The following is a 26422-nucleotide window of genomic DNA, read 5'->3' as shown; positions in this document are numbered from 1 at the left end:
ATCAAAAAATTTTGTTAAAAGCTTTTTTATTAGCCTGACGGGTATTCCGGACTTCTCCGGTCTTGCCCAATAGTCTAAAAGCGATATTGAGATAACTTTTTGTTTCAAAAATACGACCTTTCCCTAAAGAAGACAGCATTTTCTTTATGCTTGCTAATATAGCCATCGAAAAAGCCTTTGTAAACGTATAATTGATATTGCAATACTCCGTCAGATGATAGACGAATTCGCTCTTTAGAAAAGCTTTGTTATCCACTTGGCGTTGCTGTCTGTCGTGATAGGCCTTGGCATCTTCGGCCAACACAAAATCCAGCCCATAATATTGGATGCGATTGGCGTAGTCTTTATCTTCTCCGTAGTGGAAAAAGATCGGAGAAAAACCGCCAACTTTTTTGATTACTTCGCAGGGAATAAGCCAAAAAGCAGCATTCACGAATGTACAAGTTCGATAAGAATTCTTAAGCTGGATATGCTTCGTATAGACTGAGAACCCATGGTCGAGTTTTTCCTCCGTTCCATCGTAATGGATGGGGGAAATAATTCCAATGTTTGTGGTATCTACCTTGATCAGGTTGGCGATACAGTTCTGATCTATCCAAGCATCCTGATTGACTAAAAATGCGTAGTCATACTCTTCCTCTAGGGCGATAGTCAATCCAATGTTATTGGCTTTTCCAAAACCGAGATTTTCGGGACTTTCGATCAGTCTGACTGTGGGGTAATTTTCTTTGATGATGCGGGTGGTATGATCCTTTGAGTTATTATCTATAACAAGGATATCCGTTGGATGGCTTGATGCGAGCAGGCTGGGTAAGCACTTGTGGATCCAAGGCTCAAAATTATAAGAAACGATTATGGTGAGAATCTTGGCCATCTATTTTTTTCGGATAACTGTGGTGAAATAGTGGAACAATTCAAGTAGAATACTTGGCTTAAAGATTCTATTAACGATGATATATGCACATACAGCGATAGCAATTGTACTTGCAAACCGAAGATAGAGGTTTGCGATGGAAGTGGTCGCGTAATGTGCTGCTAGGCAGCTAAGCCCTGCTAAGATAGCATATGAAAAAACATCCCGCATCAAGTAGCTGAATGAGTAAGTCATATAAGGCTTGGCCGAAGCGTACCAGACAAATATCCATAGCGCGTTTAGTCCAGCGGTTAGTGTGATTAATATCTCAAGACCCAATGATTTGCCAAAGACCAAAATAGCAATTTGGAGTAAACCAAAAATAACAATATTTCGCATATAGATCTGGGACTTACCCTTGCTGATAATTAAGTTTGAAAAAACGTTACTTACCGAATCAAAGGCTGCTCCTATACAGAAAATCTGAAGAAAGATGGCACTTTTTTCCCACTTTTCGGTGATGGCTATTGTAATGAAATCTTGTGCGACGGTTGTTAGGCCAAATAACATTGGAAAGGCCAAAAATGCGGTAAAAGAAATGAGCTTGCGGAATACACGAAGCTGTCTGTCCCTATCATCTTCTATTTCCCGAAGAATCGGTTGTGTGACATTGTTGACCATATTGGTCAAAATATTCTGCGCCATTATACTCCATCGATTGGGATTCACGGTATATCCCAATTCTTCAGCGGAATAATGGCGACCCAACACCGCAGCATATATATTTTTATTGATATTGATAAAGATATTCGTCACCAATATCTTACTGCTAAAACCCAAAATATCCCGAATAGGTTTGAAATCAAATTCAAATGTTGGCCTAAATTTAGAAAAATACCAAAAGCCAAGCATATTGAAGCCACTATAGGATACAATTTGTATAGCATAGGCCCAGTAAGAATAATCTTTATAAGCGAGATAAACACCAAGGATATTTGAAGCGACGAGGGCGAAGGTGCCTGTAATTACCCGTTCCTTGATCTTTAAATTTCGGAAAAGATAGGCATGATGGGCAATCCCAAAGCTTCCAAGCCAAAAGGAGAGGAAGGTAAACCGACTCAGTTCGACTAGCACGGGTTGCTTGTAGTAGAGGGCAATCAGCGGAGCTGAAAAGAATAAGACAAGGTATATAAATGTCCCTATTCCGACACTTGTCCAGAATACAGCATTGTAATCCTTATGTTGAACTTCCTTTTTGTTGACGATACCGTAGACAAAACCACTTTCCTGAAATGCAGATGCGAGAACAGAGAATATGGTAATCATGGCTACCAGACCGTAGTCCTCCGCAGTTAGTTTACGATTGAGTAGGATGCCGAAGCCGAAGCTCAAAAACTGCTGGATGATACTGGCCATACCACCCCACAGCAGTCCTTTTGTTGTTTTTGATTTTAAAGAGTCATTTTCCGTTTGCGATGACATGCTAAATTAAATGAGCGGCAATATTAAAGTATTGCAATTGTATTCGCAAATTCTTTTAAGGAAACATCGCTTGGATTGATATCAGTAATCAGATAAGAAATATCACGTAGCGGCACTACTTTCATTTTCTGGACGGAATTGAGCTTCTCTGCGATACTGAGTATGGCGACTTTCTTTGAACATTTAATCATCGCGCGCTTAATCTGTACCACTTCCCAGTCAGAGTCTGTTACTCCATCTTCTACCGAAAGTGAATTGGTGCCCAGTAGACAGAGGTCTACTTTTAGATCTGCCAATTCATTGGCGACCTGTGCGCCAGATACGATATTGGTGTTCCGTGAAAGCTTTCCGCCGACCAGGATCACTTCGAGATTTGGTTTTTCGGCCAGTTCCAATGCAACTAATGGACTGATCGTAAAAAATGTACATTGAAGATGGTCAGGGATAGTCCGCGCCAGTTCAATCAGGGTTGTTCCCCCGCCGACCAATACTGTCATGCCATTGGAGATCAAAGAGCTCGCTTTCTTGGCAATTTCTTTTTTTGCCTCTTTCGCATAGACATTCCCGTCCTGGAATGGAAACTGAAAAGATTTGGAAAGTGCCCCCCCATAAACTTTTAATACCTTTCCGTTTTCTGCAAGCTCGTTCAGATCACGTCTGATGGTATCTTCGGATACATTGAGCTGCACACTTAGATCTGAAGATAAAACTTTGTTATGTAGATTGATCTGATGTATAATAAATGCTTGTCTTTCTTCCTTTAACATTGGTCTTTGGTTTTAATCGGAGTTTTTAAACTAGTTGAAAAAAATCAGTTTAAATGTAGTGAAAATTATTCTTCCTTTTTATCAATTTTTGTTAAACCAGCTTTGAAGCGAGGTTTAAAGCCTGTTGGTTTGTTTGTCGGCTGTGTTTCATTGCTCTGTTGCGGTTCGATAGGCGGATTGGAACTGTCGCCGTCCGTTAGTATCGGCGATGCTTGTGGAGCAGGGGTGCCTGTCTGCGCTTCGTTTGTATCCTTTGCCGAGGGAACTACTGTTAGTGAAGAATCAGTATTTGCTGTTTTCGTTACACCAGCTTTGAATCTTGGCTTAAAGCCTGTCGGCTTGGATGCTGCTGTTGTCGAACTGCTCGAGGCCTCCGCAGGTGAGGATGTATTTGCTGTAATTGCGTTATCCGCAGCGGCTGATGGTGTCGTCGCACCCTCTATTGAAGATTTTGCAGATTGAAGAGGTTCAGCAGTCTGCTTGTCATCAGTACCTGCTGTTTTCGTTATCCCAGCTTTAAATCTTGGCTTGAAACCTGTAGGTTTGTTTGCTGTGGTTGGATCAGTTTCGGTGATGTTCTCCTGCTGCGGTTCAACCGTCGGATTGACTGTGTTGCTGTCCGTTGGTTTTGGCGATGCTTCTGGAGCAGCTGTCTGCTTCGCGTTCAGGTCTTCTGTTGGCGGAGTCACTTCCTGTGTCGAGTCAGTACTTGCTGCTTTCGTCAGGCCTGCTTTAAATCTAGGTTTAAAGCCTGTCGGCTTCGGTGCTTGTGTTGCCGAGCTGTCTGAGGCCTCTGCAGGTGAGGATATATCCTCATTAACAGTGCTATCCGCTGCTTTCGTCACACCCGGCTTGAAACGGGGTTTAAAACCTATCTGTTTAGTCGTTTCTGGAGCCTCGTCTTTTGGCAATTCTGCAGGTACGGACGGCTCCTCGGATGAGTTCGTTGTGTTTTTAGTGATTCCTGGCTTGAAACGGGGTTTAAAACCCGTCGGTTTAGCCGTTTCTGGAGCAGCGTCTTTCGGCAATTCTGTAGGTGCGGACGGCTCCTCTGATGAATTCGCTGTGTTTTTGGTGATCCCTGGTTTAAAGCGTGGCTTAAATCCTGGGACCGAATTTGCAGCTGCTGTCGAAGGTTCTGTTTTAGGTTCCTCTTTCTGCTCAGCAGGCTCCGCTTGAGCTGTCGCTTTAAACCTAGGTTTGAAACCTGCAGGTTTTGTAACAGAAGCATCCGTTGCCGCCGGAGCCGTCTCAACAGGATCTGTCTGGATAGTTTTTTTGACGACCACCACTTCTTCTTCCGCCAGATGATAGCTCTTACGAAGCTTGTTGAACCAAAATTTCTTGCTATGATCAAAACTTTTCTCGCCCATGGCAGAATAGTGCGCTCTGAACTCTTCAAATAGAGGTTCATCCGCCGCTTTTAAAGCTTTTAAATCAATTTTCTTTTTCGCGAAAAATTCTTCAAAAGTCATCCTGTTATGAGTTTGATATAGTCTATTACAAATGTAGTAATTTTTCTGACGGTGCTGAGAGGCCTTGCTATAAAAAAAAGAGCGACAAGCGCTCTTTTTAGATATTTTGTGAGATGAACAGCTTAAGCCATGTTATGGTATACAGCTTGTACATCGTCGTCTTCTTCGATTTTATCGATCATCTTCAATACATCTGCCGCTTGTTCCTCTGTAATCTCAGCGTGTGATAGCGCAATACGCTCCAATTTTGCCGAAGTTACTTCGATACCTTTTTCTTCCAGCAGTTTTTGCATATTACCGAAATCCTCAAAAGAAGTCTGTACTACAGCAACATCATTGCCCTCTTCATCAGCTTCAACGTATAATTCTTCCAAACCACCATCGATAAGCTCCAGTTCCAATTCTTCAAGATCCAATTCATCTGTCGCTGCAAAGCGGAAGATGGATTTGCGATTGAAAATAAAATCCAATGATCCTGTTTTTCCCAAGGATCCTCCAGCTTTGGTAAAATAGCTGCGGATATTTCCTACGGTACGGTTGGTATTGTCTGTCGCTGTTTCGATCAAAACCGGAACACCATGAGGGCCATAACCCTCATATACATATTCTTCATAGCCTTTTGAATCTTTCTCTGAAGCACGTTTTATAGCCGCTTCGATACGATCTTTAGGCATGTTTACAGCCTTAGCATTATGTATTGCTGTACGAAGTCTCGAGTTGGTTTCAGGGTGCGGGCCGCTTTCTTTAACCGCCATAGCGATCTCTTTACCTAAACGTGTAAATTGCACGGCCATCTTAGCCCAGCGTTTGAATTTCCGCTCTTTTCTGAATTCGAAAGCTCTTCCCATTGTTATATTTTGTTTTTAAGATTCTCAATCATATCGACTGTCATCTTCTGGATGTCAAATTCTGGCTTCCAGTTCCAGTCTTTGCTTGCGTATGAATCATCCAGACTTGCAGGCCATGAATCGGCAATCTGCTGTCTTGGGTCATTCGCTACGTAAGAGATTGCAAAATTAGGAAGAATTTTTTTAATTTCTTGTGCGAGTTCTTTTGGAGTAAAAGTAATACCACCAAGGTTATAGGCGTGACGGATGCTCAGACTTTCCTGTGGCGCGTCCATCAGCTCAAGTGTGCCGCGGATGGCATCTTCCATATATAACATCGGTAATGCTGTATTCTCGGATAAGAAACATTCGTAAGTACCTGTTTTCAGTGCCTCATAGAATATATCAACAGCATAATCTGTCGTTCCACCTCCCGGTTCTGTCTTCCAGGAGATAATACCTGGATATCTTACGCTGCGGATATCCAATCCGCGATGTTCCTGATACCATTCGATAAGACGCTCACCTGCAAGCTTACTGATTCCATAGATCGTATTTGGATCCATAACACAGTATTGCTCCGTATTTACTTTCGGTGAGTGCGGACCGAATACAGCAATGGAACTTGGCCAGAATATTCTTGAAACTTTATACGTAACAGCTAGGTCAAGTACGTTGAGCAATCCATTCATATTAAGCTCCCATGCTTTTTCAGGATATTTTTCTCCTGTTGCTGAAAGCATGGCTGCCAATAAATATACTTGAGTAGGTTTATATTTTTGAAACAATATGTCGAGACCATTTTTGTCAAGCACATTTGCAATTTCAAAATTCTCGTCGGGGCTTTTTATTTGTGGTTCTCTGATGTCTGTGGTGACAACATTTTCTGCACCAAATTTTTTACGCAGAGCGATTGCCAATTCAGTACCGATTTGGCCGTTTGCACCAATGATAATAATGCTTTCTTTCATGATGCAAATATAACGGCTTTTCAGTATCTAGCAACTGTTTGATGCAAAGGACAGTCTTCTAAAAATGTTAATTTATAGACTCTTGGCGCTGTTTTTATGAGATTTTAAACCGTTTCAATCGTTTGTTCTGTTTTTTTGAACGAGCAGCGAAAATTTTTATTTTTTTTGAATTATTGGCACTTCAATTTTTTTAGGTCAAATCCGTGGTTCGTGAGCTATAATTTTTGATTGAGGTGGAAAAAAAACGGAGCAGTTGTGACTTTTTTAGCGGAATAAGCTATATTTTGTTATTTTAATAGTGTAATTGCTGAATATTTTTTAAATTTGAAGAATTCATTCTTCAAGAATCAACTAAAAACAAAATCAAAATAACAAATTTTATATACACAATTTAAACACAGACAAAAATGAAAGTGGCAGTAGTCGGCGCAACAGGCCTTGTAGGTACTGAGATGCTAACCGTGTTGGCGGCGCGAAATTTCCCAGTAACAGAATTGATTCCAGTAGCTTCAGAGCGTAGCAAGGGTAAGGAAATTGAATTCAAGGGAAAGAAGTATAAGGTGGTTACACCATCTGAGGCTATTGCTTTGAAACCTGATGTTGCATTGTTCTCCGCAGGAGGCGATACGTCTAAAGAATTTGCACCAAAATTTGCAGAAGCTGGAATTACAGTTATTGACAATTCTTCAGCATGGCGTATGGATCCGACAAAGAAATTGGTCGTTCCGGAAGTAAACGGCGATGTGTTATCCGCTGATGATAAAATTATTGCAAACCCAAATTGCTCAACTATTCAAATGGTAGTGGCGTTAAAACCATTACATGATAAATATAAAATTAAGCGTGTCGTAGTTTCGACTTATCAGTCCGTAACGGGTACTGGTGTTAAAGCCGTTAACCAGTTGATGGATGAACGCGCAGGTAAAGAAGGCGAAAAAGCTTATCCTTATCAGATTGATTTGAATGTCATTCCACATATCGATGTATTCCAGGGAAATGGCTACACCAAAGAGGAAATGAAAATGATTTTGGAAACAAACAAAATCATGCGTGACGATTCAATCAAGGTAACAGCAACAACTGTGCGTATCCCTGTTATGGGTGGACACTCCGAGTCATTGAATATTGAATTCGAAAATGACTTTGATTTAAATGATGTGCGTGCAGCATTAGCTGCTCAAAGTGGTTGTATCGTTGTCGATGATCCTGCTAATCTTCAATACCCGATGCCAAAAGATGCGCACGGTAGAGACGAAGTTTTTGTCGGACGTATCCGTCGTGATGACTCACAACCAAATACACTAAATATGTGGGTAGTAGCAGACAACTTGCGTAAAGGTGCAGCAACAAATGCTGTTCAAGTTGCTGAACTATTGGCAGAAAAAGGATTGATCTAACTCAAGTAGATTCCATCATATTGAGCCCCCATGAAGTAATTCATGGGGGCTCTTTTTATAGATATATTTATGATTTCAAGGAGGATAGGCGTTTTTTAAGCCGGTTCGATCAATCTGTTGCTATGGTGTCAAAGTCTTTGGCAAGATGGAAAAATCAATCTTATCATTCAATGGTACATAGCTGTCTTTTTCCTGCTCTTCCAGTCGGTCAGGAAATAATATGCCGAAGAGGTGATCCGTTTCATGCTGGAAGATTACTGCGGTAAACCCTTCAATATTTTCTTCAATAACTTTTCCCTCCTTATTGATGTACTGTAAACGGATCGCATAGCTCCGCAGAACGTCTTCTTTGCGATTGGGGATGGATAGGCAGCCTTCTGCACCCTTCCGTTTTAGCTTGGAGCGCCACAGGATTTTTGGATTTACATAAAACTCGAAAGGTTGTTCCGGTTTGTCAAACCGTTGCACCCAGATCAGGTTTTTGTTGATCCCAATTTGAGGTGCCGCTATTCCTACCCCTGGATGATTTGGATCCCGAACGGTTGCAAACATCCGTTTTGAAAGTGTTTCTAACAATGGGTCATTGTACTTAACATCACTGCTTGTCGCTTTCAATACCTTTAAATCTTTTTCATCGGTAGTTTGTAATACACGAAGAAGTGTGTTTTCATCCCCTGATAGAATAATCTTCTTGTCAGCTTCTGTAAATTCCTGTCCGGCATTCAGGTTGACCGGTCGTTCATTCTTCGCTTTATGAAAGGCTTTCTCTCCTGCCATAATTTTTGTTTCTAAAGTGTTTTCAACTGGGGGAACAGGACAACGATAACCATTGCTGTAGGCACAATAAGGATTGTAAGCCTTATTAAAGTCTATTTCAATGCTGTTGCCCTTGATGTCATCTGTGGACAAGTCTATATAGCGTCCGCCACTATAACTCTCCTGGCCGTTTGTCTGATCTAAAAATGGTAAAAATAAATGTTTTTTGTAGGCAGGATTTTGAAATAAAGCTACGCTCTGATAAATATTCAATGTTCTTTCTGCCCCATTCAGCGTAAATGTCACAATTGCATAACGCTTGTATTCGTTGCTGGTACCATCATAGGTGGGCATACGAAATACCGGTTCATCAAATAAGACCTCAATCTTAGCTTTAATTTTATAGTTTGGATTTACTGGGAAGTAATCTAAAGACGCTACTTGTTCTGCTTTCAATGGACCAAATTGCTCTTTGGCTAATTCCACAGCTTTTTCCTTGCGCTGTGCTAATATTTGTTGGTCATAATTGCTCTGGGCATGCCCGTATAAGCTAAACGCAACAAATAGACCAGCAATAACTGTTTTTCTCATTTATATTTTTAATAGTCTATCAAAGTTATAGTTTTTTTTGGTGAATTGAAGTTTAACACGGTAAAAAATAAAAAAATGATGACTCTTCATAGGTCTATTGCGTGTAGGATCAGATTCTCAATACGCTTCTCTCGATACTCAAATGTAAATTGTACTTTTGTAAAAAAAAAGATCTTCCATGAGATTAATGGCATTTGATTACGGTACAAAACGAATTGGGATTGCAGTCACCGATCCAATGCAAATTATTGCCACGGCACTGACAACAGTACATCCACAGGATATTTGGAGTTTTCTGACGGATTACCTCCAAACGGAACAGATCGAAACATTCGTTGTCGGTAAACCCAAACAACTGGACGGATCGGATTCGGAGTCAGCTTCGCATGTGGTAGGGTTTGTGCGCAAGCTGAAAAAGACCTATCCGGCTATCCCTGTTGTGGAAATTGATGAACGTTTTACTTCAAAAATGGCCTCCGCAGCCATCGCTCAAAGCGGCAAGAAGAAAAAGGACCGTCAGCAGAAAGGCCTGGTCGATACGGTGTCAGCGACAATCATCCTGCAGAGCTATATGGAGGGGCGGAACTTTTAAATACGGATTTTATCGCATGAGCCGTTCGCTTTAGATGATTCGTCTATTGATGGAGTAATATCGATTTTATGATCATAAAGTCCATTTAGCTGATGGAATCAAAACCGAGGCCAACGAGCTCATTTAATAATAATTACTGATGAAAAGCATATTATTTTTTACAGAAGACATAGATTTCAAACTAAAAGAAAAAGGTAAGATCCGTCAATGGATCGCTGATGCGATTAAAGGTGAAGGATTTAAGCGCATAGGCGAGCTGAGTTTTATCCTCTGTTCGGATGCCTATCTGTTGGAGATCAATAAGGAATATCTGAATCACGATACCTATACCGACATTGTAACTTTTGATTCATCAGAGGATGAGGATACCATTGCTGGCGATATTTTTATCAGTGTGGAACGCATTCAGGAGAATGCGCAAAAATTTAAGGTCGCTGAACGTGATGAGTTGCACCGCGTCATTATTCATGGTGTTATGCACCTTTGCGGATACCCGGATAAAAAGCCAGCCGATAAAGCGAAGATGACGGCTAAAGAAGATGAATATCTAGGGAAAAGAAATTTCTAGGTTCTTAGATCCACTATTAGGGTGTCCAATACTTTGGATGCCCTGTTTTTCTTTATTCATAGCTATGTTTAATCTTCTTGTTCGTAGGGAATTATTCACATTTCCGTGCTTTGAATAAATACTCTTTTTGCCGTCTTTTTGTGGATTTTTTTCATGCGAATGATTTATCTTTTTGGGCTCAGATCCCTGATGGAAAATAAAGCCTAAATTTAAGAAACACACCTGTATATCTGATCTGTATACCCGTATGTTTTCCTCTAAAAAAACTTGTCTTTTCGATTATATTTGTTTAGCTTCAAAAATACAAATTGTCTAAACCATTTATAGCGTGTCTCATATGAACGAATTAGAGGAATATTTCCGGAATAACAATGCGAAGCTGATCAACAAATGGATGCATTATTTCGACGTATATGATCGTCATTTTCGTCGATTTAAAGATAAAGAGATCGTTGTATTGGAAATAGGGGTCTTTCAGGGTGGAAGCTTACAGATGTGGAAGAAATATTTTGGCGACAAAGCAAAAATCTATGGGGTAGATATCAATCCCAATTGTAAGGAACTGGAAGAGGAGAACGTCGAAATATTTATCGGATCTCAGTCAGACCGAAAATTCCTTCGTAAAGTGAAAGAGTCAATCCCGCCAATAGATATCCTGATAGATGATGGCGGACATACCATGTTGCAACAGATTATTACATTTGAAGAGTTATTTGGACATGTAAAAGAAGATGGAGTCTATTTATGTGAAGACCTGCATACTTCTTACCAAGTTTTTTATGGTGGTGGGCATAAGCGGAATGGCACTTTTATCGAATACAGTAAGAATTTTATCGATTACATCAACGCCCATCATTCTGAGCAACGTGGACTAAAAGTTAATGAATTTACACGCTCGGTCAACTCCTTGCATTACTATGATAGCATATTGGTGGTTGAGAAACGAAAAATGCAGCCGCCAACACACATGAGAACGGGTAATGCTACAGTACAGGATTTTGATGCTCCGCCAACAGGCATAAGTGGATTAAAGTGGAAGATTAAGAAACCGGCGCTAACTGCGATCAATAAATTCCTCCGTTTTTTTAGGATTGGGGGATTTATGTGGCGATAGCAAATCGATCGGTTACTAAATTGCCAGCAGTCCATGTTGTGCTATATAAAAAAAGCCTTGTACACTGTACAAGGCTTTTTTTATAGCATTGCTAATGACTAAAATCTTTCAAATTGAGAGAAGAAGAAGTTACCTTCGATAGCCGCATTTTCATCAGAATCAGATCCGTGGATAGCGTTAGCATCGATAGATTTAGCATATTTATTACGGATAGTACCTTCCGCTGCATCAGCTGGATTAGTAGCGCCGATTAATGTGCGGAAATCTTCAACTGCGTTGTCTTTTTCTAAGATTGCAGCAACGATAGGACCTGAAGTCATGAATTCTACCAATTCACCGTAGAAAGGACGTTCTTTGTGCACTGCATAAAATGCGCCAGCAGTTTCTTTTGATAATTGAATGTATTTCATCGCGATGATTTTGAAACCACCAGCAATAATATCGTTTAAGATTGCACCGATGTGACCATTCGCTACTGCGTCAGGTTTAATCATCGTAAAAGTTCTGTTAGTTGCCATTATTTTAATTTTTTTGCAAACTTAGATAAATTGCTTTTTATATGCAATATAATTAGACTTATATAGGAACAATTTATTCGTCTTAGTGTGTTAATTTAATGTGCAGATGGTCATAAAAAAAGGGCTAGTTTGGTTGTGATGCACCAACAGTTTCAGTCCTCTTCACCCATTGGGCATCTTTTTGTCTTAAAAAATGTAATATGTTCATTGGTAGTTGATAATGAACCAAAATAAAAAATCAACTGTAAACAAATCTATTCAATAAATATATTCGATACGAATATGTAACTTTGTAATGTTATGGCATTAAATCTAACAGTAGACATCGATAAGGATTCCGGCTTTTGCTTTGGAGTGGTATACGCCATCGATATGGCGGAGGAGATTTTGGAAGAGGACGGTTACCTCTATTGTCTTGGTGATATCGTACACAATGATGAAGAAGTCGCGCGGTTGAAAGCCAAAGGATTGCGTATTATCGATCATGCTGCATTGCCTACACTACAAAACGAGAAGGTGCTCATCCGCGCACATGGCGAAGCTCCGGAAACCTATCGTATCGCATTAGAAAACAATATTACCCTAATTGATGCTTCTTGTCCGGTTGTCCTCAAATTGCAGAACCGGATCAAAACCTCTTTTGATCAAGAGGAAAAGATCCTGATCTTTGGAAAGCATGGCCATGCGGAGGTCATCGGTCTACAGGGACAGACAAATAACGAAGCGCTTGTATTTCAGGATATAGCTGAGCTGGACGATGCCGATTTGCCAGCTTCATTTACGCTCTATAGTCAGACAACTAAAAGTGTGGATAAATTCTATGCCATCAAAGAGGAGCTGATCAGGAGAGGGTATGAGGTTAAAGCGAATGATACCATCTGTAGACAGGTATCTAATAGATATGAGGATCTTGGTGCCTTTGCCAGACAATATGACAAAATAGTTTTTGTGTCCGGTAAGAAGTCTTCCAACGGAAAGGTGCTATTTGAAGTTTGCCAAAAGGCCAATCCTGAAAGTTACTTTATTTCCGACCCTGCCGAACTGGATGCTTCAGTCTTTAGAACCGGTGACCGTATTGGTATATGTGGAGCGACCTCAACACCTATGTGGCTGATGAAAGATGTAAAATCAGCTCTGGAAGCGTTCTAGACAATTTTACCCGTCACAGATATTTCATATTATTGCAAGTAAATCTGCGATACATGCTTTTTTGTTTATTTTTGTAGGCTATGAGCAATAAAGCCAAAAAAGGTATTCTTTTAGTACAGTTAGGTACACCCGATAGTCCAACTACTCCAGACGTAAAAAAATATTTGACCGAATTCTTAATGGATCCCCGCGTCATCGATATTCCTTATTTCCAACGGACATTATTGGTTAAAGGAATTATTGCTCGTACCCGTGCACCAAAATCAGCAAAAATTTACGAAACAATCTGGGATAAAGAAACTGGATCACCCTTGATGCATTATAGTATACTGCAGCGTGATTTGTTGCAGGAGTCGTTGGGTGAGGAGTACCATGTCGAACTGGCCATGCGTTACCAGAATCCATCCATTGAGTCGGCTCTGCGCAAGATGGAGGGAATGCTGCTCGAATCTATTCGTGTTATCCCATTGTTCCCGCAATACGCGTCAGCCACATCGGGCTCGGTAATAGACCGTGTGATGGAGCTGATCCGCAAATGGAATTATCTGCCTGAGATCAGTTTTGTAAGCAATTTTTGCACAGATGATTTAATGGCTGAGACCTTTGCAGATCATGCCCGAAAACATGACCTTTCACATTTTGACCACTTTGTGTTTAGCTACCATGGCCTTCCCGTTAGACAGCTGGGTAAAGTGGATCCAACTGGCAAACTGAAATGCCCTGAGTCCGGTTGTGATTCCTGCAAAACAAATGTCAACGCATATTGTTATGTTTCTCAGTGTTATGCCACGACGCGGACCATTGTTGAAAAACTAGGCTTGCGAAAGGAACAATACTCCCTGTGCTTCCAGTCTCGATTGGGCAAAGAACCGTGGATTCAACCCTATACGTCCGATCTGTTGCATGACCTCGCTAGTAAAGGCTATAAAAAATTATTGGTCTTCAGTCCGGCATTTGTAGCTGACTGTATAGAGACGATTGATGAAATTGGCGTGGAATATGCTAATGAATTCAAGGATTTAGGTGGAGAAGAAGTCTGTTTGGTCGAAAGTCTCAATGACGATCCCAAATGGATTGCATCTCTGAAGCAATTGGCACTCAATGCCAAAAATTAAAACGAATTAATGATGTTGTTAGTAAATGCTTGTGTTTTACTCATACTAGATTTTTATATCTTTTTTGCCCTTCGTGCTACGAAGATTAAATTTCCCAAAACAAAGATATTCACCGTATTATGGTGGTCGTATTCGGCCCTATTATTATTAGGTGTTTTTATATCCGCCAAATATAACATTCCATTGATTGTACGGTCTGTTATTTTGGTTGGGTTCTTTCTGACAGCAGCTTCAAAGATATTCTTCTTTTTGATCTTATTGCTAGATGATATCCGTCGCGGTGGAGTCTGGGTAAAACGGCTGTTCAGCAAGAAAGAGTCTGTTGAGGATGCTGAAGAACCATTACCTGAGAATCCGGTAAAAGGCATCAGCAGATCCGAATTTTTGACCAAAGCAGGTATTTTAATTGGGGCCTCACCGTTGATTCCATTAAGCTGGGGTATTATTTCTGGCGCATACGATTACCGCGTGAGACGCGTACCTTTATATTTACCTAATCTTCCGAAAGCTTTCCACGGCATGACCATCGCACAGATATCAGATGTGCATTCAGGATCCTTCTATAACAAGACCGCTGTAATGGGTGGAATAGATATGCTGCTGAAAGAAAAGGCTGATGTAACGTTCTTTACGGGAGATATTGTGAATTCTCAAGCTTCTGAAATGCGCGAATACCAAGATATTTTTGCACGGGTGAAATCGGATTTAGGTGTATTCTCAACATTGGGGAACCATGATTATGGGGATTACTATTATGGAAAAGAAGATTCTCCCGAGAAGCGAAAAAATTTAAAGGATGTGATTGATGTCCATAAAGTGATGGGCTGGGATCTGTTAATGGACGAAAACCGCAAGATTAAAGTTGATGGTGAAGAGCTCTGTATCGTAGGGGTGCAGAACTGGGGTACAGGTCGTTTTCCAAAACATGGCGATATCAAAAAGGCTTTGGCGGGAACCGAGGAACAGTCCGTTAAATTACTATTATCACACGATCCATCCCATTGGCGCGCTCAGGTATTGGATACCGATGTCGACGTGATGTTTGCGGGACATACCCATGGTATGCAGTTCGGTGTACGCGCTGAAATGTTGCAATGGAGCCCGGTACAATATATTTATAAAGAATGGGCGGGACTCTACCGTGCACAAGAAAACAAGCGTTTATATGTCAATGTCGGTTATGGATTCTTAGGATATCCCGGTCGTGTAGGTATCCTGCCTGAAATTACTATCTTCGAGTTGATCAAAGGACAAGATCCAAAATTTAAGGCTTAGCCTCCTGTATGGAGACTTTGGTCGTTCCGATCTTTGGCTTACTTAATTTGGGAGATGACTAGCTGTCACGGGAGATGTCAGTGATTCCGATATTTTTTAGCATAGCTTTAAAGGACTCATCTTTAGATAATTTTACTTTTTAATTTTAACTTTTTACTTAAAAAAGCTAATATTGTGTATTCTGTACACCAGTTATACATAACATGCAATCAACTTTAAACTTTGGGGACTCTCCTCACACACGCGTTAATATTCTTACCGGGGAAAAAGTACTTGTGTCTCCACATCGCAGCAAGCGGCCATGGCAAGGACAGGTAGAAGATCTGCCTGGTGATGATAGACCGGCTTATGATCCCAAATGCTATTTGTGCCCAACCAATAAACGGGCAGATGGGGATATCAATCCAGATTATAAAGAAAGCTTTGTTTTCGTCAACGATTTTTCGGCCCTATTGAAAGATACCAGCCAACAGGAATTTAATGAGGACGAATTGTTTATTGCAGAGACTGAAAAAGGAATCTGTAAAGTTATTGCATTTACACCACGCCATGACCTCACCTTGCCTGAAATGGAACAATCCGCTATAAAGGCTGTAGTTGATCTCTGGCAAAAGGAATTTGAGGAACTTTCCAAGGTGGAATGGATCCGTTATATCCAGATTTTTGAAAATAAGGGGGCTATCATGGGCTGTAGCAATCCACATCCACATGGGCAGATCTGGTCACAAAATCATTTACCGGTAGAAATTCAGAAAGAATGTGTTCAGCAGAAAAAGTATTTCGACAAGTATCAGCGTACCCTATTGGCCGATTATATCCAAGCTGAACTACGAAAAGAAGAGCGTATTATCGATGAGAACGATTCTTTTGTTTCTTTGGTGCCTTTTTGGGCAGCTTGGCCTTACGAAACAATGATCGTAAGCAAACGGCCTGTACAGAATATTGTTACATTTGACGAAAAAGAAAAGCAAGACTTAGCTGCGATTCTTAAGTTACTGACCACACGGTACGATAATCTTTTCAAAACATCCTTTCCATATTCTGCTGGAATGCACCAAGCGCCAGTGAATGATGGGGACCATCCGGAATGGCATTGGCATATGCATTTCTATCCTCCCTTGTTACGCTCGGCAACCGTCAAAAAGTTTATGGTTGGCTATGAGATGCTCGCTAACCCGCAACGGGATATCACACCGGAAATAGCCGCCGAACAATTGCGGAATTGTGCTACTATACATTATAAATCGAAGTAAGAATGATCGCAAAAGAAACTATAGTAAATAAATTTAAAAGCTTATATCAGGAAGAACCCCTTGTGGTTTCCTCTCCTGGACGGATTAATATTATCGGTGAACATACCGATTACAATGATGGGTTTGTCTTGCCAGCCGCTATTGACAAGGCGATCTATGTCGCTGTCAGCAGACGTGCAGATGATAATATTGTGTTGTATGCCGAAGATTATCAAGAAAGACATGAGGTCAAATTAAGTGAAATCGCTATTTCAGAAAAGCATTGGCCGAATTATATCCTCGGTGTAGTGGATCAATACCAAAAGAGAGGTGCCGTGTTGGGTGGGTTTAACCTTTATATTGATGGTGATGTACCATTGGGTGCCGGCTTATCTTCTTCAGCAGCAGTAGAATGTGCTGTTACTTTGGCCCTTAGTGAACTGTTTGAATTAAAAGTAGAACAGATTGATATCCCGCAAATTGCACAAAAAGCCGAGCATACCTATGCCGGTGTGATGTGTGGTATTATGGATCAATTTGCGTCGGCCTTTGGTAAAGAGAAAAATGTTATTAAGCTGGATTGTCGCTCCTTGGGATTTGAATACGTGCCACTTGACCTTAAAGGTTATGAAGTGGTCCTATTGAATACAAACGTGAAACACTCCCTTGCTTCAACGGCTTACAACACACGTAGAGAGCAATGTGAGCAGGCATCATCATGGGTAAGAGCGCAATATCCTCAGGTTAAAAACCTGAGAGATGTTACAGTAGACATGCTGGATGAACTGGTTAAAGATAAAGATGCAGATATCTATGCCAAAGCAAGTTTTGTTGTCCGTGAAAATGAACGGGTAGAGAAGTCTTGTGAAGCATTACGTTCGGGCGATATTGCACAGTTGGGGCAATATATTTTCCAGAGTCATGAGGGCTTAAGCCAAGTATATGAGGTGAGTTGTCCTGAATTGGATTATCTGGTTGATTATGTCAAACAATTCCCTGAAGTCATTGGTGCCCGAATGATGGGCGGCGGCTTTGGTGGCTGCACAATCAATATTGTTAAAGAGGGTGCCGTTACATCAATTTTGCCGGCCTTGGAGAAAGAATATCAACAAAAATTTGATAAGGAACTTTCGGTCATCCAGGTAGAAATTGCGAATGGTACAAGGATTTTGTAATCCTTTTTTTATTAGAAAGTGCTCGTTTTCAGTTGTTAATATAGCCTTAATATATTTTCATACGGATGAGCGAATAAAAGTTTCTTTTATGAACTAGTAATAAATACCCGTTGAACTTCAGCGGGTATTGTTTTATTTAGTATCAATTTTCCCCAACGCCTGCTCTAAGTCGTCAATTAAATCTGCAATATTTTCAATACCAACAGAGATACGTAACATGCCCAGGGTGATTCCAGAAGCTTCCTTTTGCGCTTGTGTGTGATGGCCGCCCCACATGCTGGCTGGATGCACAATGAGCGATTCAACACCGCCTAAACTAGCTGCATTGATAAATATTTCGAGATTGTTAATCAAAGCCTGTGCATTTCTAAAGGCCTGCTCTTCGTTAGTACCATCAACTTCAATGCAGATCATACCCGAAAAGCCACGCATCTGGCGGGCTGCAAGTTCATGTTGAGGGTGGCTTGGAAGCCCCGGATAACTCACGTTCTTAATCTTAGGATGCCGATCGAGGAAGCTGGCGAGTTCTAATGCATTTGAATTAATTTGTTTGACGCGTAGATTTAGCGTTTTCAATCCGCGGAGGAGCAGCCAAGAATCCAATGGTGCCAGAGACGCCCCTAGCGCAACACTTCGTTTCCAGACTTTTGCAATATAGTCATGGCTTCCACAGACAATGCCAGCCGTTAGATCGCTATGCCCACCCAGATATTTCGTAGCACTATGGACAACGATATCAATCCCGAAGTCCCGCGGTGTCTGGTTTATAGGGGAGGCAAAGGTATTGTCAACCATACTCAAAATATTATGTTGTTTGGCTATTTCACCAACGGCCTTTAGATCCGTAATATTTAAATTCGGATTGGAAGGAGTTTCAATATAGATGAGTTTGGTGTTTTCCTGAATAGCATCGGCAAAGGCTGGGGTATCTGTTTGATCTACGGCAGTGACGGCGATGCCATAGTCGGTCAGAAATTCTTTAAAAAATATAGCTGTTCCTGAATAATGGGCAAGCTGTGCAACGATATGGTCACCTGATTTCACAATTGCTAATATGGCGGTACTGATCGCAGCCATGCCTGTCGCAAATACGATTGCATCTTCTGTTTTCTCCAGTTTAGCCACTACGGCCGCGACCTGGCTGTTTGTTGGATTACCATGCCGATGATAAAAGTATGGATGTTTGGGTTCGGTCGCTGCCTTGATGTATTCCGCGGGATCACTGTCCGCAATATAAGTTGATGTCTGAAAGATAGGAGCCGTTACAGCAGCGGTTGAATTGAAGTGTTGTCCTTCATGGACGAGTATCGTTTCGGTATTGGATGCCATGCTAATTTTATTGATAAGTGTCCTTTTAGCTTCAACAGACACATCCCATATGTCTGTTCATGATAGCCATCAAAACCTTCGATATCCTCTCACCGTACTTGGCGTAAATTGCTATAGGAAGGTTTTCTTGTGTATCAAATATAAATAAAATCTACACAATAAGTAGATTTTATTTGTAAAGGACGGCCTAGCATACTTAAGATAACATCTGTTTAAGCAGATTCAGGGCATAACTTATTGTATTTACATTACTTAGCGCAAGACGAAGTTGCCCTTTTACCTCTTTGAGATTGCTGATTTCAGGGTAGGACTGTACAAAAGACAGCACCCTGCCGAATTGATCCGATTCAAAATAGCTCGATTTTGGGTTATTCACAAAATACCCTTTTAGTGTATTCTTTTTATAGGATATCTTTTCGAAGCCAATTGTTTTTCCAAACCATTGCAGGCGTAAGGTATTGAATAGCTCGAATACTTCGTGCGGGATCGGGCCAAAGCGGTCTTCGAGTTCTTTTTCAAATGCCGCCAGCTGCTGTTCGTTCTCGAGTTTGGAAAGCTCCGTATATAGATTATAACGTTCCGTTATATTTGTTACATATTCATCCGGGATTAATACCTCAAGATCGGTATCTATTTGTGTAAAGGAAACATATTTGCGTTCTTTTTCATCTGCAAATACCTCCGAGAACTCATCGTCTTTCAGCTCCTGAATGGCTTCATCCAAGATCTTGTGGTACATTTCAAATCCTATTTCAGCAATAAAGCCGGACTGCTCACCACCCAGCAAATTTCCTGACCCCCGGATATCCAAATCCCGCATGGCGACATTAAAGCCTGAGCCCAGCTCTGAGAATTCCTCTATCGCCGAAAGCCGTTTGTATGCTTCCGGCGTCAATGTCGATAATGGCGGGCTCAATAAATAACAGAAGGCTTTCTTGTTCGAACGACCTACACGGCCCCGCATTTGGTGAAGATCACTGAGGCCAAACATGTGCGCATGGTTAATGATAATGGTATTGGCATTCGGGATATCCAGGCCTGCTTCAATAATCGTTGTTGCGATCAATACGTCAAAATCATGGTTGATGAATTTAAGCATCACATCTTCCAGTTCATCTCCTTCAAGCTGACCGTGGGCAACACCGACACGTGCTCCGGGTACCAGCTTGCGGATTAAATTCCCCAGCTGGGGAAGGTCGGCCACACGGTTGTGGATAAAGAAAACCTGTCCACCCCGATCGAGTTCATAACTGACCGCTTCACCGATCAATGATTCATTAAATACGTGAAGCTCGGTCTGTACTGGTTGACGATTGGGAGGTGGGGTAGAGATGATACTTAGATCCCGCGCTCCCATCAGGGAGAAATGCAAGGTCCTTGGGATAGGGGTCGCTGTTAAGGTCAGCGAGTCCACATTGGCGCGCATCACTTTCAGTTTTTCCTTCACCGCTACACCAAACTTCTGCTCTTCATCAATAATCATCAAACCCAGATCCTTGAATTTGACATCCTTGCTGACCAAGCGATGTGTGCCGATGATGATATCTATTTTTCCTTCCGCAAGACGCGCCAAAGTTTCTTTGATCTGTTTGGTCGTTTTAAAACGGTTGATGTAGTCGATATTGCAGGGTAGTCCTTTTAGACGCTCTGTAAATGTCCGATGATGCTGCAATGCCAAGATGGTTGTAGGAACCAATACAGCGACCTGTTTGCTATCTGCTACGGCTTTAAAGGCTGCCCGGATGGCAACTTCTGTCTTTCCAAATCCGACATCACCACAGATCAACCGGTCCATTGGATGCGGTGATTCCATATCTTTTTTTACATCTGCGGTAGCCTTTTCCTGATCCGGGGTATCTTCATAGATAAACGAAGCCTCTAGTTCATTTTGCAAATAGCTGTCCGGAGAGAAGGCATTCCCATGCTGAGCCTTCCGTTTGGCATAGAGCATAATCAGGTCACGGGCGATGTCCTTGACCTTCTTCTTGGTCGTTTTCTTTAATTTATCCCAGGTATCCGTACCGAGCTTGTTCATCTTCGGTACCGTACCCTCTTTGCCGGAATATTTTGAAATCCGGTTCAACGAGTTGATATTGACATACAGCAAATCATTGTCTGCATAGATCAGTCGGATCATCTCCTGTGATTTGCCATTGACATCCACCTTTTCAAGACCGCCATACCTGCCCACACCATGATCAATATGGGTGATGAAATCTCCAGGTTTGAGATCCCTTAGATCTTTCAGCGTAATCGCCTGCGAACGTTCGTAAGCTTTTTTGCGTTTGTATTTGTAGTATCGGTCAAATATCTGATGATCCGTATAACAGGCTAATTTCAAGCTGTCATCCCTAAAGCCTTCGCGTAGTGCTTTGTGGATAGGAATAAAAGTAGCCGCTTTGTCAATATCCTCTAATATGGTATAGATCCTTTCAACCTGTTTTGTTGAATCCGAAAAGATCAGATTCTGGATCCGATGACTCTCATTTTCCTTGAAATTATGGATCAGCAGATTAAAGTCTTTATTAAATGAAGGTTGAGGATGAATGTCAAACTTGATCGTGAGTTCCCCTTTATAGAAAAACTGTTTTCCAAATTCAATAACGGGGAAATCAAAAAATAAGGCATTAAGGTTTTTCTCATCCGTAAACTCGTGCTCAGGATCATGCCAGTCTGGATTATCTTTTTTCTGTTTGTCTGTCAAGCTCGTCCAGAGCTGTTTTGCTTTTTTCAATCCGTCCTTGACAATATCAAGCGTGAACTGGGCGTCTTTGATCCAGATGGAAGCGCCCTGATCGATATATTCCAATAAGGAAATGTGCTGCGAGGTCAGAAACTTGGCCTGCACATTCGGAACAATGGTAACCTTATGGATTTTATTGACTGAGAGCTGAGATTCAATGTCAAATGTCCGAATGCTTTCAATGTCATCGCCAAAGAATTCGATGCGGTAGGGAAGGTCGTTCGAGAAAGAAAAAATATCTACGATACCACCCCGTATTGCAAATTGTCCGGGTTCATAGACAAAATCTACACGTTCGAAATCATATTCGATCAAAAACTCATTGATAAAATCAATACTTAAAGCCGTATTTTCAGTAATCTCCAGCGTGTTTTTCTCCAGATCAGAGCGATTGATGACCTTTTCAGCAATTGCTTCCGGGTAGGTGACCACCATCTTTGGTAATTCCGAGGTATGATTGAGCGAACTTAAAGTTTCTGCTCGCTGCAGTACATTTGCCGAATCCGTCTGTGTGAAATCAAAAGCTTTTCGGTAAGAGGAGGGGAAAAAAAGCACCTGCTTGTCCAGTAAGCTTTCCAGGTCACTTAAAAAGTAGGAGGCATCTTCATGTGTTGGCAAAATAAACACCATTGGACGCTCCTGCAATTTGTAGGAGGAAACGGCAATAAATGCATCCGAAGAACCGATAAGACCTTTGAGTTGAATCTTTGGATTTTTGGATTGCATACCCTTTGTAAGCGACTGGACTGATTCGCTTTGGCTGTATTTTTCTAGTATTTCTTGAATTCCCACGAGCAAAAATTTCGAATAATTGCGAATTTAATTAAATCCTCTTAAGTATGTGGTATGTTGTGCTAAATTTTTTGGTAAAAAAATGATCAAGGGAAGAATTTTTACTGTTAGAACAAAAGGGGAATGTCCTATGAATTGTGGGCTGAAGTAGTGTGGCAGCCGACCAATTATACTATCGCTCACGGAATACTAGCCATTGAGATTCCGCAATGAACTATTTTGCTAAGTGCAATGTATAGGCGAAAGCCAATATGATCAAAAGTATCGCTAGATAAAGTAATTTATGCTGCTCATAGGCAGTGACACGATAGGATCCAATTTTAACACGGTTTTTGCTGTTTCTCATGATTAACTTAGGTCAAGCTCAATTCGCTGTTCACTAATATAGCTTTTTAATGTGGTATTACCAAAAGCATGTAGTGTGTTTTGAAAATCTTCCCGATAATCGAACTGAAAGTCTTCATGCAGTTTATCATATTTACCAACCGCATGTTTAATACGGCCTGTGATATATTTGTGCAATTTATGGGCTGCCGATTGATAGGATGAATCAAATAAACGTTCATAGTCGCCTATGACCCGCTGTAAGATATAAAAACGGAATTCAGCTTCACTGGTTTTGTCTTTGGTCACTTTCTCATGCTCGTTCACCAGGCCACTTGCCTGTTTGACCAGCTTGCTCAGCCCAATAAAATTGCTGTGATGCGGTGTATTGCCAATTTGACTTGTTCCGAGGTCAAATAATTGAGCTAATTGTTTACGCAGTTTATCAATACGTTCCTCCAGGTCATATTCATTCTCCAACAATTGAAAATGCAATTGTTTCATCAGCATTTTGTCCTTACTGATCAGACGGACAAGTAATTTGTCTTTCTCTTTTTGCGGCAGTTCAAGGACAGCTTTCTTTAACTCGGCATCTTGATGTAGAGACATAATGTTTACGTAAAATTATCTTGTTATTAAGGAAAGAGCAAAGATGAAAGACCTCTGATTATTCAGTGAACAGTCTGTTACCCTTGCTCCTTTATCTATATTTTATCAGCGACCTAAACAGGTAGACAGATGTTACCATCCTGATCCTGCACTATAGCTCAGCTGCTTGATTGTTAATACAATATTCTGAATTTGATCGTATTGTCAATCTGCTTTAATTGCTTCAATAGATCTTTATCATATTCGCCCTGAATATCAGTAACAGCATAGCCAATATCATTGCGGGTCATTAAAAACTGTGCAACGATATTGATGTTGTTTTGTGCATAGATCTTATTGATCTGCGCCATGATACCCGGTACGTTTTTATGGATATGCAGCAATCTTGTCACCTGTTTTACTTTTGGTAATACTAGATTCGGGAAATTACGGCTGAGATAAGTGTCGCCATTGTTGATAAATTCCGCCATGCGACGTGGAATAAATTCCGAATTTTTCTTTTTACCCTTCTTATCGTCAAACACAACAATTCCCTTGGCATTGCAGATATCTTTATTGATATGCCCCTTGATGTCGCCCAGATAACCGATTGTTTTTAATTTATCTGCCTGTTGAAGCTGTTCATCCGTGATATCGATATTGTCGCCTAGCAAAAGCATGCCCACATCTTTTACATATTTTTCTTCGAAAGTCTCTTTCGTACGGATCGAGAAACCATCTCTTTTCAGAATATGTGCAGCAATCTCCGGAACATCGCCGACAATAAGGCAAAGGATACGGTTTTTAGGATAGGAGATCGCACGTGGTAGATCATTTACATATAAGAATTCATCAAAGCTTGGTGTGATGAAATCCGCTTTTTCAGTGACGCTTTTACGTTGGATGTTCTCCGTAAAGGCAAAGAACTTTTCAATTAAACCCGATTCTTTCAATTGGAAATCCGAATAACCGTCACCGATACCAAAAAGTCGGCCCTCAATATTCAGTTGTTTTAAGAGCTGTACTTTGCCGCCTTCATTGGATAATGGATTTTCTTCATCAAAACCGATAATATTGCCGTCCTCATCGAACCGAAACGTATTTGCATAGATATTTTCGGTTTTGATATGATAAGGTGTCACCACGGGCGTGATAAATTCCTTAAACCCGCCGGAAACAATCCATGCCGTATCCGAATGTTTTTTGAAAAACTCGCGGTTGCGTGAGAAAGAAGTTGAAACTTTTTTCTTGAGATGAGATACCAGTTTATCCAAGTGGCTTCTGTTGGCATTCAGCAATTTTACACGACCGGCCAAGGCTTCACGGAAAGAGAGTTTTCCCTCCATGGCAAGATTGGTATATCTTTCAATTTCATTGTAGATAGATTCGCGGTCAGGATGATTTTCGAGAGAGATCCGGGCGAGCTCATCCAGCGCTTCTACTTGGGTAAATGTACTATCAAAATCAATGATGTAATAGTTTTTCATCTTAATTATTTGTTTTTTAATGGTGATGAAGCTATCATGAGGGGTACTTATTACTATCGAACTTTGACTTTGTTAACTCATGATGGTTTCATCTTAATTATTTGTTTTTAATGGCGATGAAGCTATCCTGGTCAAACTATTCAATTCCTCTGCAAGCGGCTGTGGCTTGCCGATGGTTTCTTTATTTTTAATCGTAGTTTGGTAAGCTCATGATGGGTTCAGGGTTCGGTTGTTTAATATTTTATATTGTTTTTACTGTTTGTTGTACAAATTTGCAATTTCTTTTAATGTCTGTTCCAATGGGCGGTAACTGTGGTTCAGGAGTGATTGTACCTTTGCATTGGAGTATTGTAATTTGGCACTCGATGCTGCTGCCGTTTCTTTGGTCAGCGAAGATTCTGATTTCTTGAAGACAGCGAGCATGCTGGAAACCGTGGATGCGATCTGAAGAAGTGTCTCGGAGACCTCAATCGTAGGTTCGGGCCTGTTCATCAGGACACTGGCCACACTGAGCAGATCCTTATTGGGAATGTTGAGGTGATTGATAATATAGCGTTCAGCGGTAATTTCACCTTTTTCCATTAACTGGATCATAATTGTCGCGACATCTTCAACATCAACGATACCGACACTCCCTTTCGGATAAAACTTCAATCCCTTATTGATCATCGCGAATATGGCCCCAGATCCCTTGTCTTTGGCTGCAGCTCCCAATATTACCGAAGGGTTTACGATAACGGCATCCAGCCCCTCCGTAATACCACGCCAAACCTCCATTTCAGCCTGATATTTAGACAGCGAGTAGTTGGAGGTGCTGGGGCTATGCTCCCAATGGTCTTTTTCAGATACGGGTAAGTTGTCTTTGTTGCTGCCCAATGCTGCGATCGAACTAACATGAAGTAGGCGAATGTTTTTCTCCAGGCAAAGGTTGACAATATTTGCTGTTCCTTCCACATTGACTTTAAAGAGTGATTTAGCATCTTTCTTCTGATACGAAACCAGTGCTGCACAGTGATATACCTTGGTTACGCCTTCTAGCGCGTCTTCCAGCTCAAAATAATCGTTGATGTCCGCATCAATCCATTGAATCAATGATGAGGATAACAGGGCGGGCGGAATAGTCGATTGAGCTCTCTTGGTCGCAATGACGTCAATTCCCTGATCGATCAGTTGTTTGATCAATGTAGATCCTAAAAAACCTGTTCCTCCTGTTATTAATATCACCTGATAAAGATACTGTTAAAAATAATGTTTTCAAAAGTTAGTTAATAAATGGATATTTGTGAGAGTGGCATCCCAAAA

22 protein-coding genes and 1 pseudogene are annotated in these 26422 nt (G+C 41.1%); 9 read left to right on the top strand and 14 right to left on the bottom strand.

The window, feature by feature from the left end; genetic code table 11:
- Position 1: 1 nt before the first annotated feature.
- From BWD42_RS15185 to BWD42_RS15160, 6 genes are all read right to left on the bottom strand, one after another.
- A complete protein-coding gene (locus BWD42_RS15185; RefSeq protein WP_077437243.1) occupies positions 2-874 on the bottom strand; it encodes a glycosyltransferase family 2 protein in 873 nt (290 codons plus the stop codon).
- Positions 875-2335, bottom strand: coding sequence for a lipopolysaccharide biosynthesis protein (locus BWD42_RS15180; protein WP_077437242.1), 1461 nt, complete (start codon positions 2333-2335; stop codon positions 875-877).
- A gap of 23 nt (positions 2336-2358) precedes the next feature.
- Positions 2359-3102 carry a DeoR/GlpR family DNA-binding transcription regulator gene (locus BWD42_RS15175; protein ID WP_077437241.1) on the bottom strand — a complete coding sequence of 248 codons (744 nt, stop codon included), beginning with the start codon at positions 3100-3102 and terminating at the stop codon, positions 2359-2361.
- Positions 3103-3167: 65 nt separating this feature from the next.
- A complete protein-coding gene (locus tag BWD42_RS15170; protein ID WP_077437240.1) occupies positions 3168-4577 on the bottom strand; it encodes a hypothetical protein in 1410 nt (469 codons plus the stop codon).
- Positions 4578-4699: 122 nt separating this feature from the next.
- Positions 4700-5425, bottom strand: a complete 726-nt coding sequence (locus BWD42_RS15165; protein WP_077437239.1) for a YebC/PmpR family DNA-binding transcriptional regulator — start codon at positions 5423-5425, stop codon at positions 4700-4702.
- 2 nt (positions 5426-5427) lie between these two features.
- Positions 5428-6375: an NAD-dependent epimerase/dehydratase family protein gene (locus BWD42_RS15160; protein WP_077437238.1), complete on the bottom strand. Its 948-nt coding sequence runs from the start codon at positions 6373-6375 to the stop codon at positions 5428-5430.
- Between the two features lie 407 nt (positions 6376-6782).
- On the opposite strand from BWD42_RS15160, the gene BWD42_RS15155 reads away from it, so the two are divergent.
- The gene (locus BWD42_RS15155) at positions 6783-7772 is read left to right on the top strand and encodes an aspartate-semialdehyde dehydrogenase (protein WP_077437237.1); all 990 of its coding nucleotides are present in this window, start codon (positions 6783-6785) and stop codon (positions 7770-7772) included.
- A gap of 120 nt (positions 7773-7892) precedes the next feature.
- Here BWD42_RS15155 and def read toward each other — a convergent pair whose 3' ends face one another.
- Positions 7893-9119 (bottom strand): peptide deformylase, encoded by a 1227-nt coding sequence (gene def / locus BWD42_RS15150; RefSeq protein ID WP_077437236.1) that lies wholly within the window; start codon positions 9117-9119, stop codon positions 7893-7895.
- A 178-nt stretch (positions 9120-9297) separates the two neighbouring features.
- Here def and ruvX point away from each other — a divergent pair, with 178 nt between their 5' ends.
- From ruvX to BWD42_RS25255, 3 genes and pseudogenes are all read left to right on the top strand, one after another.
- Positions 9298-9711 carry a Holliday junction resolvase RuvX gene (gene ruvX, locus BWD42_RS15145; RefSeq protein WP_077437235.1) on the top strand — a complete coding sequence of 138 codons (414 nt, stop codon included), beginning with the start codon at positions 9298-9300 and terminating at the stop codon, positions 9709-9711.
- A gap of 139 nt (positions 9712-9850) precedes the next feature.
- Positions 9851-10279 (top strand): rRNA maturation RNase YbeY, encoded by a 429-nt coding sequence (gene ybeY / locus BWD42_RS15140; protein WP_077437234.1) that lies wholly within the window; start codon positions 9851-9853, stop codon positions 10277-10279.
- 337 nt (positions 10280-10616) lie between these two features.
- A pseudogene (locus tag BWD42_RS25255) lies at positions 10617-10955 on the top strand (SAM-dependent methyltransferase); the annotation flags it as partial.
- Between the two features lie 536 nt (positions 10956-11491).
- Here BWD42_RS25255 and BWD42_RS15130 read toward each other — a convergent pair.
- Entirely contained in the window at positions 11492-11911 is a 420-nt protein-coding gene (locus BWD42_RS15130) for a nucleoside-diphosphate kinase (RefSeq protein ID WP_077437233.1), read from the bottom strand.
- 300 nt (positions 11912-12211) lie between these two features.
- Between BWD42_RS15130 and BWD42_RS15125 the strand changes: the two genes are divergently transcribed.
- The 5 genes from BWD42_RS15125 (at position 12212) to galK (ending at position 17857) form a co-directional block, all read left to right on the top strand.
- Entirely contained in the window at positions 12212-13060 is an 849-nt protein-coding gene (locus BWD42_RS15125; RefSeq protein WP_077437232.1) for a 4-hydroxy-3-methylbut-2-enyl diphosphate reductase, read from the top strand.
- An 80-nt stretch (positions 13061-13140) separates the two neighbouring features.
- Positions 13141-14175, top strand: a complete 1035-nt coding sequence (hemH, locus tag BWD42_RS15120) for a ferrochelatase (protein WP_077437231.1) — start codon at positions 13141-13143, stop codon at positions 14173-14175.
- Between the two features lie 12 nt (positions 14176-14187).
- Positions 14188-15450, top strand: a complete 1263-nt coding sequence (locus BWD42_RS15115) for a metallophosphoesterase (RefSeq protein ID WP_077437230.1) — start codon at positions 14188-14190, stop codon at positions 15448-15450.
- A 203-nt stretch (positions 15451-15653) separates the two neighbouring features.
- A complete protein-coding gene (locus BWD42_RS15110; RefSeq protein ID WP_077437229.1) occupies positions 15654-16703 on the top strand; it encodes a UDP-glucose--hexose-1-phosphate uridylyltransferase in 1050 nt (349 codons plus the stop codon).
- A gap of 2 nt (positions 16704-16705) precedes the next feature.
- Entirely contained in the window at positions 16706-17857 is a 1152-nt protein-coding gene (gene galK / locus BWD42_RS15105; RefSeq protein ID WP_077437228.1) for a galactokinase, read from the top strand.
- A 132-nt stretch (positions 17858-17989) separates the two neighbouring features.
- Here the strand turns inward: galK and BWD42_RS15100 are convergent, their stop codons facing one another.
- The 6 genes from BWD42_RS15100 to BWD42_RS15080 form a co-directional block, all read right to left on the bottom strand.
- Positions 17990-19186, bottom strand: coding sequence for a trans-sulfuration enzyme family protein (locus BWD42_RS15100; protein WP_077437378.1), 1197 nt, complete (start codon positions 19184-19186; stop codon positions 17990-17992).
- 196 nt (positions 19187-19382) lie between these two features.
- Positions 19383-22721 carry a transcription-repair coupling factor gene (mfd, locus tag BWD42_RS15095; protein ID WP_077437227.1) on the bottom strand — a complete coding sequence of 1113 codons (3339 nt, stop codon included), beginning with the start codon at positions 22719-22721 and terminating at the stop codon, positions 19383-19385.
- A 214-nt stretch (positions 22722-22935) separates the two neighbouring features.
- The gene (locus tag BWD42_RS25095; protein WP_262507843.1) at positions 22936-23067 is read right to left on the bottom strand and encodes a hypothetical protein; all 132 of its coding nucleotides are present in this window, start codon (positions 23065-23067) and stop codon (positions 22936-22938) included.
- A 2-nt stretch (positions 23068-23069) separates the two neighbouring features.
- Positions 23070-23654 carry a hypothetical protein gene (locus BWD42_RS15090; RefSeq protein ID WP_077437226.1) on the bottom strand — a complete coding sequence of 195 codons (585 nt, stop codon included), beginning with the start codon at positions 23652-23654 and terminating at the stop codon, positions 23070-23072.
- A gap of 173 nt (positions 23655-23827) precedes the next feature.
- Complete coding sequence (locus BWD42_RS15085) at positions 23828-25120, bottom strand: HAD-IB family phosphatase (RefSeq protein WP_077437225.1); 1293 nt, start codon at positions 25118-25120, stop codon at positions 23828-23830.
- 252 nt (positions 25121-25372) lie between these two features.
- Positions 25373-26344: an NAD-dependent epimerase/dehydratase family protein gene (locus tag BWD42_RS15080; protein WP_077437224.1), complete on the bottom strand. Its 972-nt coding sequence runs from the start codon at positions 26342-26344 to the stop codon at positions 25373-25375.
- Positions 26345-26422 lie beyond the last annotated feature (78 nt).

Origin of the sequence: Sphingobacterium sp. CZ-UAM, assembly GCF_002000245.1 — a bacterium.
Taxonomy (GTDB): domain Bacteria; phylum Bacteroidota; class Bacteroidia; order Sphingobacteriales; family Sphingobacteriaceae; genus Sphingobacterium.
The sequence above is the reverse complement of the archived record's forward strand: the minus strand, read 5'-3'. Positions and strand labels throughout refer to the sequence as shown.

What these genes read in the sequence shown, in the direction of transcription:
- BWD42_RS15185 (WP_077437243.1), bottom strand. Translation starts at nt 874, where the DNA reads ATGGCCAAGATTCTCACCATAATCGTTTCTTATAATTTTGAGCCTTGG.
- BWD42_RS15180 (WP_077437242.1), bottom strand. Translation starts at nt 2,335, where the DNA reads ATGTCATCGCAAACGGAAAATGACTCTTTAAAATCAAAAACAACAAAA.
- BWD42_RS15175 (WP_077437241.1), bottom strand. Translation starts at nt 3,102, where the DNA reads ATGTTAAAGGAAGAAAGACAAGCATTTATTATACATCAGATCAATCTA.
- BWD42_RS15170 (WP_077437240.1), bottom strand. Translation starts at nt 4,577, where the DNA reads ATGACTTTTGAAGAATTTTTCGCGAAAAAGAAAATTGATTTAAAAGCT.
- BWD42_RS15165 (WP_077437239.1), bottom strand. Translation starts at nt 5,425, where the DNA reads ATGGGAAGAGCTTTCGAATTCAGAAAAGAGCGGAAATTCAAACGCTGG.
- BWD42_RS15160 (WP_077437238.1), bottom strand. Translation starts at nt 6,375, where the DNA reads ATGAAAGAAAGCATTATTATCATTGGTGCAAACGGCCAAATCGGTACT.
- BWD42_RS15155 (WP_077437237.1), top strand. Translation starts at nt 6,783, where the DNA reads ATGAAAGTGGCAGTAGTCGGCGCAACAGGCCTTGTAGGTACTGAGATG.
- def (WP_077437236.1), bottom strand. Translation starts at nt 9,119, where the DNA reads ATGAGAAAAACAGTTATTGCTGGTCTATTTGTTGCGTTTAGCTTATAC.
- ruvX (WP_077437235.1), top strand. Translation starts at nt 9,298, where the DNA reads ATGAGATTAATGGCATTTGATTACGGTACAAAACGAATTGGGATTGCA.
- ybeY (WP_077437234.1), top strand. Translation starts at nt 9,851, where the DNA reads ATGAAAAGCATATTATTTTTTACAGAAGACATAGATTTCAAACTAAAA.
- BWD42_RS15130 (WP_077437233.1), bottom strand. Translation starts at nt 11,911, where the DNA reads ATGGCAACTAACAGAACTTTTACGATGATTAAACCTGACGCAGTAGCG.
- BWD42_RS15125 (WP_077437232.1), top strand. Translation starts at nt 12,212, where the DNA reads ATGGCATTAAATCTAACAGTAGACATCGATAAGGATTCCGGCTTTTGC.
- hemH (WP_077437231.1), top strand. Translation starts at nt 13,141, where the DNA reads ATGAGCAATAAAGCCAAAAAAGGTATTCTTTTAGTACAGTTAGGTACA.
- BWD42_RS15115 (WP_077437230.1), top strand. Translation starts at nt 14,188, where the DNA reads ATGTTGTTAGTAAATGCTTGTGTTTTACTCATACTAGATTTTTATATC.
- BWD42_RS15110 (WP_077437229.1), top strand. Translation starts at nt 15,654, where the DNA reads ATGCAATCAACTTTAAACTTTGGGGACTCTCCTCACACACGCGTTAAT.
- galK (WP_077437228.1), top strand. Translation starts at nt 16,706, where the DNA reads ATGATCGCAAAAGAAACTATAGTAAATAAATTTAAAAGCTTATATCAG.
- BWD42_RS15100 (WP_077437378.1), bottom strand. Translation starts at nt 19,186, where the DNA reads ATGGCATCCAATACCGAAACGATACTCGTCCATGAAGGACAACACTTC.
- BWD42_RS25095 (WP_262507843.1), bottom strand. Translation starts at nt 23,067, where the DNA reads ATGAGAAACAGCAAAAACCGTGTTAAAATTGGATCCTATCGTGTCACT.
- BWD42_RS15090 (WP_077437226.1), bottom strand. Translation starts at nt 23,654, where the DNA reads ATGTCTCTACATCAAGATGCCGAGTTAAAGAAAGCTGTCCTTGAACTG.
- BWD42_RS15085 (WP_077437225.1), bottom strand. Translation starts at nt 25,120, where the DNA reads ATGAAAAACTATTACATCATTGATTTTGATAGTACATTTACCCAAGTA.